Origin of the sequence: uncultured Polaribacter sp. (assembly GCF_947501385.1) — a bacterium.
Classification (GTDB): Bacteria; Bacteroidota; Bacteroidia; order Flavobacteriales; family Flavobacteriaceae; genus Polaribacter.
In genome coordinates, this window is the sequence record NZ_CANMVP010000038.1 from 20,793 (window position 1) to 29,945 (window position 9,153).

Sequence of the window (9,153 nt, forward strand, 5' to 3'; positions counted from 1 at the left end):
TTATTTATAATAAAATAAATTTTTAGACAAGTCTAAAAATTTATTTATATTTGTCAAAAATAACAATTAAAAAATGTCCATATCTTTTAAAATCTCCTGCTTTTTGTTTTTAGGAATTGTCTCTACTAACGCACAAACAAACAGTATTTCAGGAAAGGTGCTGTCTGAAGGAATACCGCTTCCGTATATAAACGTATACTTAAAAAACACAAAACTAGGAACAGCAACCAATGAAAATGGTTTTTTCGAACTGAAAAACATTCCTCATGGAAAATATACAATGGTAGTAAGTAGCGTTGGTTTTAAAACAAAATCTGCAAGAATATCGTTTTCTGGTAATGAGAAAATTATTAAAAACTTCAATTTAAACGAAAACAACTCCTTAGAAGAAATTGTCATTTCTGGAACTTTAAGACCTGTTACAAAATCAAACAGTCCAGTTCCTGTAGAAGTATATAGCGAAACTTTTTTTAGAAAAAACCCTACGCCCTCTATTTTTGAATCGATGCAAAATGTAAATGGCGTTCGCCCACAGCTAAATTGTAATGTTTGTAATACGGGTGATATTCATATAAATGGTTTAGAAGGTCCTTACACGTTTGTTTTAATTGATGGAATGCCCATTGTTAGCGGACTTTCTACCGTTTACGGTTTAACAGGAATTCCACAAGCATTAATAGAAAGAGTAGAAGTTGTAAAAGGTCCCGCGTCTACTTTGTATGGCTCTGAAGCAGTTGGTGGTATTATAAACATCATCACTAAAAAACCTGCAAATGCACCAGTTCTCTCTACAGATATTTTAACAAGTTCTTGGGGAGAAGTAAATACAGATATTGGATTACGATACAAACCATCAGAAAAAACGCACGGTTTATTGGGCATCAACTATTTTAATTACCAAAATAGGATTGATAATAATAAAGATGGTTTTACAGATTTAACCCTTCAAAATAGAATTTCTATTTTTAACAAAATAAATATTGAAAGAAAAAGCAACAAGGTTTTTACCATTGCTGGTCGTTATGTATATGAAGACAGATGGGGAGGAGAAATGGATTGGGAGCATGAATTTAGAGGAACAGATATTAAATACGGGGAAAGCATTTATACCAACAGATGGGAAACTTTTGGAACCTATCAACTACCCACTTCAGAAAACATCAATTTTCAGTTTAGTGCAAATGGTCATTATCAAGATTCTTTTTACGGAACAGATGCCTACAACGCTGAACAAATTATTGGTTTCGGACAATTTGTATTCAACAAACAAATTGCTAAAAAACATGATGTATTATTAGGTTTGGCGTATAGATATACATTTTATGATGACAATACTTTTGCAACTTTACATCAAAACGGAACTATCAATCAACCTTCGGTTACACATTTACCAGGTTTTTTTGTGCAAGATGAAATTGCCTTGAACACACAAAATAAATTACTGCTAGGCGCAAGATTAGACTACAATAGTTTACACGGAAGTATTTTTTCGCCAAGAGTCAATTACAAATGGAATGCTAAAGACAACTCAGATATTTTTAGAGCAAGTATTGGTAATGGTTTTAGAGTTGCGAATGTTTTTACCGAAGATCATGCAGCACTAACTGGTGCTAGAGAAGTAGAATTTGATGGCGAATTACAGCCAGAAACCTCATGGAATGCAAACCTTAATTATGTAAAAAAAATACATACAGAAAATGCTTTTATTACTTTAGATGCCAGTGCTTTTTACACCTATTTCGACAATCGGATTTTACCAGATTATGAAACAGATTCGAATAAAATTATTTACGCAAATTTAGATGGATTTTCTGTCTCTAAAGGAATTTCTTTAAATACAGACATGACATTTACAAACGGATGGTCTATAAATGCTGGTGCCACTTTAATGGATGTTTCTATTACAGAAAACGGAATTAAAACAAGACAATTATTAACGGAAAGTTTTAGCGGAGTTTGGTCTATTTCTTATAAATTCAATGCGAATTTAACAATTGATTATACTGGAAATTTGTACGGTCCAATGCGTTTGCCTTTAATTAGTGCTACAGATCCTAGAGCACCAAATTCGCCTTGGTTTAGCATCCAAAACATTCAATTTACAAAGAAATTTACAAATAGCTGGGAAGTCTATGCCGGTGTAAAAAACCTGCTAAACTTTACACCTGCTGCAAACAGTATTGCGCGTGCTTTTGATCCTTTTGATAAAAATGTTATTTTTGATGCAAACGGGCAAGCAACTGCAACTCCGAACAATCCAAATGCATTAACTTTCGACCCAAGTTATGTATATGCTTCCAATCAAGGAATTAGAGCATTTTTAGGCTTGCGCTACACACTTTTTTAGATGAAAAAACTTACATGTCTTTTTATTTTCTTCGGAAGTTTAACCCTATTTTCACAAGTAGAAAAAACTACATTAAATATCTTTACATTCTCTGAAGTTGAAAAATTACAGCAACAAAACCCAAAACCTATGGTTGTTTTTATCTATACAGGTTGGTGTAAAATTTGCCATGGAATGCAAAAAACTACATTCAATAATAAAAAAGTAATGAAACTCTTAAACGAGCAGTTTTATTTTGTAAAGTTAAACGGTGAAGAAAAAAAGGATATTCTATTTCTAGACAAAAAATTTGTTTACAAACCTACTGGAACGAACACTGGAATTCATCAGTTAGCAAACGAATTGGCTTCAAAAAAAGGAAGAATTGCGTACCCAACAACAACTATTTTAAACTCTGAATTCGAAATAGATTTGCAAATAGATGGGTATTTAAACGCTAAAAAAATGTTAGCAATTCTAGAAAAATATCAATTAAAAATAAATTAATGTTCCCAAAGCCTTGGCGATAAAGATCTATTTCCAAAGCTATACACCAAACCTACAGAAGTATATATATGAGATTTCTGACTTTCGAATCTGGTTTCAGAAAACTTATACATAAACTGCATGTTTAACCCATATTTAGGTGTAAACCAAAATGTGGTTCCTGCGCCAAAATTTAAAGTGGGTGTAAATCGAATTGCGCTAATAAAACTTCCTCCAAGAAGCACATAAGGAACTACATTATTTTTAGAAGTTCCAAAATCATAACGTATAGCTCCATCAAAAGTGGTGTATTTCTGGGCATCTCCTAAAGCCGCTGCAAAACCAGCATCTAAGGTTAAATTTTTAAAAAGGTTTCTAGAAATATTAAATCTAGGAGACTGAAAAACCCATTCTCCTTCAACAGTTTTAGCATCTTCAAAAGAATATTTAGCAGATGCTAAATGACTCCTGCAGACCATTTTTGGGATTCATTTTGAGCGTTTATTTCTCTTAAAAAAAGAAAAAAGAATACGACAACAATTAAGGCTTTAAATTTCATGTTTCGAGGTAATTGGGTGAATATTTATAACTGAAATCAGACAAATATATTGCAATCTTTAAGAAAACAAAACAGTTCATGGGTTTTTATTGATATACACCTTACATTTGCATAAAATTTAGTAGCTTGAGCAAGCAGCATATTGTAAATCAGTACCAAACATCTGTAAACGTATTGCAGATAATTACACAGTTTCAACAAGAAAAAAACCATTTTCAGATTCAGAATTTGGTTGGTTCTTCATTGTCTTTTGTCATTTCAGAGACTTTTAAAAAAGCAGACAAACCTTATCTTTTAATCTTTAATGACAAAGAAGAAGCCGCTTATTATCTAAATGATTTAGAGCAACTTTTAGGCGATAAAAATGTGCTTTTTTATCCTGGATCTTACAGAAGACCTTATCAAATTGAAGAAACAGACAATGCAAATGTTTTATTGCGTTCTGAAGTTTTAAACAGAATAAATTCAAGAAAAAAACCTGCTGTTATTGTTACGTATCCTACCGCTTTGTTTGAAAAAGTTGTGACTAAGAAAGAGTTAGAAAAAAATACTTTAAAGGTTACGGTTGGTGAAAATTTATCTTTAGATTTTGTAAACGAAATTTTATTTGAATACAAATTTAAACGCGTAGATTTTGTTACAGAACCCGGAGATTTTTCGGTTCGTGGTGGAATTATAGATGTTTTTTCTTTTTCAAATGATGAACCTTACAGAATTGAATTTTTTGGTGATGAAATAGACAGTATCCGATCTTTTGATGTAGAGACACAGCTTTCTAAAGAAAAGTTAAAGAAGGTTTCTATTATGCCAAATGTAGAGAACAAAACATTGGAAGAACCTTTCGACTCCGCTCAAGATAAAATCCGAGAAAGCTTCTTAAAATACATTTCTTCTAATACGATCATATTCACTAAAAATATCGATTTATTAGTTGGCAACTTAGACAAATTCTTTCAAAAAGCAGCAGAAGCATTCGACGATTTATCTAAAGAAATAAAACATGCAAAGCCTTCAGAATTATTCTGTGATGGTGCTTTTATAAAAAAGCAATTACAAGAATTTTTATTAGTTGAAATGTCTCCTCGAGCGCAGTCGAGAGGTCTTTCTGAAATTAATTTCAATACAATTCCTCAGCCCTCGTTTAATAAACAATTCAACTTATTAATTGTAAATTTAAACGAATACCACAAAGCAGGTTTTACCAATTACATTTTTTGCGCAAATGATCAGCAAGCAAAACGTTTTCATGATATTTTTGATGATGCTGAAACAGAAGTGCATTACGAAACGGTTGTTTTTCCACTATATCAAGGTTTTGTAGATGTCGACAATAAATTGGTTTGTTATTCAGATCATCAAATTTTTGAACGTTATCATAAATTCCGTTTAAAAAATGGCTATGCAAAAAAACAAGCCATTACACTTCAAGAATTAAACAAGCTTGAAATTGGCGATTATGTAACCCATATGGATCATGGAATTGGAAAATTTGGTGGCTTGCAAAAAATTGATGTTCAAGGAAAAAAGCAAGAAGCTATTAAATTGGTTTATGGCGAAAGAGATATTTTATATGTAAGTATTCATTCACTTCACAAAATTTCTAAATTTAACGGTAAAGATGGTAAAGCACCTAAAATTTATAAATTAGGTTCTGGCGCTTGGAAAAAAATCAAACAAAAAACAAAAGCGAGAGTTAAACATGTTGCTTTTAATTTAATTCAGCTATATGCTAAAAGAAAACTTCAAAAAGGTTTTGCTTTTGGTCCAGATACACACATTCAGCATGAATTAGAAGCTAGTTTTATGTATGAAGATACACCAGATCAATTTACAGCTACTCAAGATATAAAAAATGATATGGAAAAAGAGCAACCCATGGATCGATTGATTTGTGGTGATGTTGGTTTTGGGAAAACAGAAGTTGCTATAAGAGCCGCTTTTAAAGCTGTTGATAATGGTAAACAAGTTGCCATTTTAGTTCCCACAACTATTTTAGCTTTTCAGCATTATAAAACGTTTACAGAAAGATTAAAAAACTTTCCTATTAAAATAGATTATCTAAACAGGTTTAGAACGGCGAAACAAAAAACTACCGCCATTGATGGTGTAAATGATGGTTCTGTAGATATTATTATTGGAACGCATCAATTAACAAGTCAGCGTATACAATTTAAAGATTTAGGCCTTTTAATTATAGATGAGGAACAGAAATTTGGTGTTGCTGTAAAAGACAAATTAAAAACGCTGAAAGAAAATGTAGATACGCTTACGTTAACGGCAACCCCAATTCCTAGAACTTTACAGTTTAGTTTGATGGCAGCAAGAGATTTATCTGTTATAAAAACGGCACCACCAAATAGACATCCTATTGAAAGTAATGTCATTCGTTTTTCTGAAGAAACCATTCGTGATGCCATTTCTTATGAAATTTCTAGAGGTGGCCAAGTTTTCTTTATTCATAACAGAATCGAAAATATAAAAGAAGTTGCTGGTTTGTTACAAAGATTAGTTCCGTCTGCAAAAATAGGCATTGGTCATGGACAAATGGAAGGCAAAAAACTAGAAGGTTTAATGCTTGGTTTTATGAACAATGAATTTGATGTGTTGGTTTCTACCACAATTATAGAAAGTGGATTAGACGTACCCAACGCGAATACCATTTTTATTAACAATGCGAATAATTTTGGCTTGTCAGATTTGCATCAAATGCGTGGTAGAGTTGGACGTTCTAACAAAAAAGCGTTCTGTTACTTTATCACGCCACCATATCATATGATGACAGATGATGCTAGAAAACGAATAGAAGCCCTTGTTTTGTTTTCTGATTTAGGAAGCGGAATTAACATTGCCATGAAAGATTTAGAAATTCGTGGTGCTGGAGATTTATTGGGTGGTGAACAAAGTGGATTTATAAATGATATTGGTTTTGAAACCTATCAAAAAATATTACAAGAAGCCATTCAAGAATTGAAAGAAAATGAGTTTAAAGAATTGTACCCTACAGATACTTCGAAACCAAAAGAGTTTGTAAAAGAAGTAACCATAGACACCGATTTCGAGATTCTTTTTCCAGATGATTATGTGAATTCAATTACAGAAAGATTGGCTTTGTATCACAAGTTAGGAACACTTGAAGAAGAATCTGCATTACAAACTTTTGAAACAGAAATTGTAGATAGATTTGGAGAAATACCTATTGAGGTCTGCGATCTCTTAGATTCTGTTCGTATCAAATGGTTGGCAAAAGAACTCGGTTTGGAAAAAATTATTTTAAAACAAAAAAGAATGATTGGGTATTTTGTTTCGAATCAACAAAGTGATTTTTACCAAACAGACGCTTTTGCTAGAATGCTTACCTATGTAAAAAACAATGGTAAAAGTTGTGTGATGAAAGAGAAAGAAACCAAAAATGGTTTGCGTTTACTAATCACTTTTATTAAAATAGATACTGTAAAAACTGCTTTAAACATCTTGCAAAAAATCTAATATGGCGTCAATATTTGGTCATGCATTGGTCTCAATTGCGTTAGGAAAAAGTTTTTCAAAGAAAGAACAGACTTGGAAATTTTTTACGTTGGCAATTATCTGTGCAATTATTCCAGATGCAGATGTTATTGGTTTTAATTTTAATATTTCTTACGCAAGTTTTTGGGGACACAGAGGTTTCTCTCATTCATTTCTTTTCGCATTCATTCTTGGAGTATTAGTGACATTTCTTTTCTATAGAAAACTCTTTTTAACTAAAAGGGGAATTATTTTAATTCTATTTTTCTTTTTATGCACAGCTTCTCATTCAATTTTAGATGCGATGACAACTGGCGGACGTGGAGTAGCATTTTTTTCACCTTTTAATGATACTCGTTACTTCTTTCCATGGAGACCAATTAAAGTTTCACCAATTGGAATTATGCGCTTTTTTAGTGAGCGAGGTATCAAAGTGATTTCTAGTGAACTTATCTGGATTGGAATTCCCAGCATCATTTACATCATAATTATATTATTCATGAAAAGAAAAAATAACTAATGCAAAATTCCCACATCAAAAACCTTTCTCTTTTACTTTTAGCCACCATCTTTATAAGCACTTCAGGTGTTTTAGGAAAATATATAAACATGTCTCCAGAAGTAATTATCTGGTTTCGTTCAATTTTTGCAGGTGTTTTTTTGTTTTTTTATTGTAAGTTTAAAAAAGTAGATTTACAGATAAAAAACAGGAAAGATTTAACTCCTTTTGTAATTAGTGCCTTTTTAATGGCAACACACTGGATTACTTATTTCTATGCACTAAAACTCTCTAATGTAGCTATTGGAATGTTATCAATTTATACTTTTCCCGTGATTATTGCATTTTTAGAACCGCTTTTTATCAAAACGAAATTTAACCCGATTCATATTTTTTTAGGCTTGTTAGTTTTAATAGGATTGTACATTTTAACACCAGAATTAAGTTTAGAAAATTCCGATTTAAAAGGAATTATTTTGGGTGTTTTTTCTGCATTTTGTTATGCGATTAGAATCTTAATTTTAAAGCAACATGTTGGCAACTATAACGGAAGTATGTTAATGTTTTATCAGACTTTAATTATTAGTGTTTTGTTACTTCCTTTATTATTTTTTGGAGATTTCTCTAATTTCCAAAATCAATTGCCGTATTTAATTTTATTGGCATTAATAACCACCGCAATTGGACACACCATGTTGGTACATTCTTTAAAACACTTTTCAGCTTCTACAGCAAGTATTATTAGTAGTATTCAGCCAATTTCTGGAATTGTAATTGCGTATTTTATTTTGAGTGAAATACCCAATAACGCAACTTACATTGGTGGGAGTTTAATTTTGTTAACAGTTATTATTGAGAGTATAAGGAGTAAAAAGTAAATTTATTTAACATAACTTTAACTTTGGCATCTTCTTTGATTTTAGTTTATAAAACGGAATATTATGAACTCAAAATTTAAAATTACAATTCCTAAACCTTGCCACGAAAATTGGAGCAAAATGACGCCTAAAGAAAAAGGAAAGTTTTGCAGTTCATGTTCTAAAACAGTGATTGATTTTACTAAAAAATCTACTGATGAAATTCAAAATTATTTAGTTGAAAATAGAAATCAAAAAATTTGCGGACATTTTTATAAAAAGCAATTAGATACGATTGTTATTGAAATTCCACAGACAACTTTCAATCAACAATTGTCTTTTCAGAAATTATTTGTTTTGGCGTTGCTTTTTGTAATGGGAACAACACTGTTTAGTTGCCAATATTCTGATGGAAAAAAGCAGAAAATTGAGAGTGTTATTATTAAGGATTCTTTGAAAGTTATTGAAGAAGATGTTGAGTTAATCTTACCAACCCAAAACACAATCGATTCTTTAAAGTCAGATGAAGAAATCATAATCGATGGCGCAATTGAATTTGGAGAGATTACTATTGTTAAAGATGTTGTTTGTAATTTTGGAGTTATTACAGAACCTCCAAGATTTAAAGAATCAAAAAACCTTTCCAAACCAGAAGCGAAAAAAGATTTTGATATAAGAATAACAGATTTTGTTCTAAATAATTTTGATAATAATCTTACAAAAAGTTTAGATTTAAAGGAAGGAAAATACAGAATTCAGACTCAATTTGTTATTGACAAAAAAGGAAATATTACAGATATTAAAGTAAGAGCTTCTCACTATAAATTAGAAAATGAAGTCAGAAAAATTTTATTGAGTTATACGTTTAGCTTCTGTTTTATTAATTTTTGATATACTGGCTTTTCTTCAACCATCCTACAAA

General features: G+C 31.1%; 7 protein-coding genes. 6 read left to right on the forward strand and 1 reads right to left on the reverse strand.

The features are described from left to right. The first annotated feature begins 73 nt into the window (after positions 1 to 73). Both Q0998_RS17875 and Q0998_RS17880 read left to right on the forward strand, forming a co-directional pair. Positions 74 to 2,347, forward strand: a complete 2,274-nt coding sequence (locus tag Q0998_RS17875) for a TonB-dependent receptor (RefSeq protein ID WP_299672362.1) — start codon at positions 74 to 76, stop codon at positions 2,345 to 2,347. Continuing rightward, a complete protein-coding gene (locus Q0998_RS17880; protein WP_299672364.1) occupies positions 2,348 to 2,833 on the forward strand; it encodes a DUF255 domain-containing protein in 486 nt (161 codons plus the stop codon). On the opposite strand, the gene Q0998_RS17885 is transcribed toward Q0998_RS17880, so the two are convergent. Continuing rightward, positions 2,830 to 3,291, reverse strand: coding sequence for a hypothetical protein (locus Q0998_RS17885; RefSeq protein ID WP_299672366.1), 462 nt, complete (start codon positions 3,289 to 3,291; stop codon positions 2,830 to 2,832). The two genes, Q0998_RS17880 and Q0998_RS17885, sit on opposite strands and share 4 nt — an antisense overlap. Before the next feature lie 206 nt (positions 3,292 to 3,497). On the opposite strand from Q0998_RS17885, the gene mfd reads away from it, so the two are divergent. The 4 genes from mfd to Q0998_RS17905 all read left to right on the forward strand — a co-directional run bounded on the left by mfd (position 3,498) and on the right by Q0998_RS17905 (position 9,122). Beyond that, entirely contained in the window at positions 3,498 to 6,857 is a 3,360-nt protein-coding gene (gene mfd, locus Q0998_RS17890; protein WP_299672368.1) for a transcription-repair coupling factor, read from the forward strand. A gap of 1 nt (position 6,858) precedes the next feature. Continuing rightward, positions 6,859 to 7,395 carry a metal-dependent hydrolase gene (locus Q0998_RS17895; protein WP_299672370.1) on the forward strand — a complete coding sequence of 179 codons (537 nt, stop codon included), beginning with the start codon at positions 6,859 to 6,861 and terminating at the stop codon, positions 7,393 to 7,395. Next, complete coding sequence (locus tag Q0998_RS17900; protein WP_299672371.1) at positions 7,395 to 8,252, forward strand: DMT family transporter; 858 nt, start codon at positions 7,395 to 7,397, stop codon at positions 8,250 to 8,252. Before Q0998_RS17895 ends, Q0998_RS17900 begins: the two co-directional genes overlap by 1 nt. A gap of 63 nt (positions 8,253 to 8,315) precedes the next feature. Then, complete coding sequence (locus Q0998_RS17905; RefSeq protein WP_299672373.1) at positions 8,316 to 9,122, forward strand: hypothetical protein; 807 nt, start codon at positions 8,316 to 8,318, stop codon at positions 9,120 to 9,122. Positions 9,123 to 9,153 lie beyond the last annotated feature (31 nt).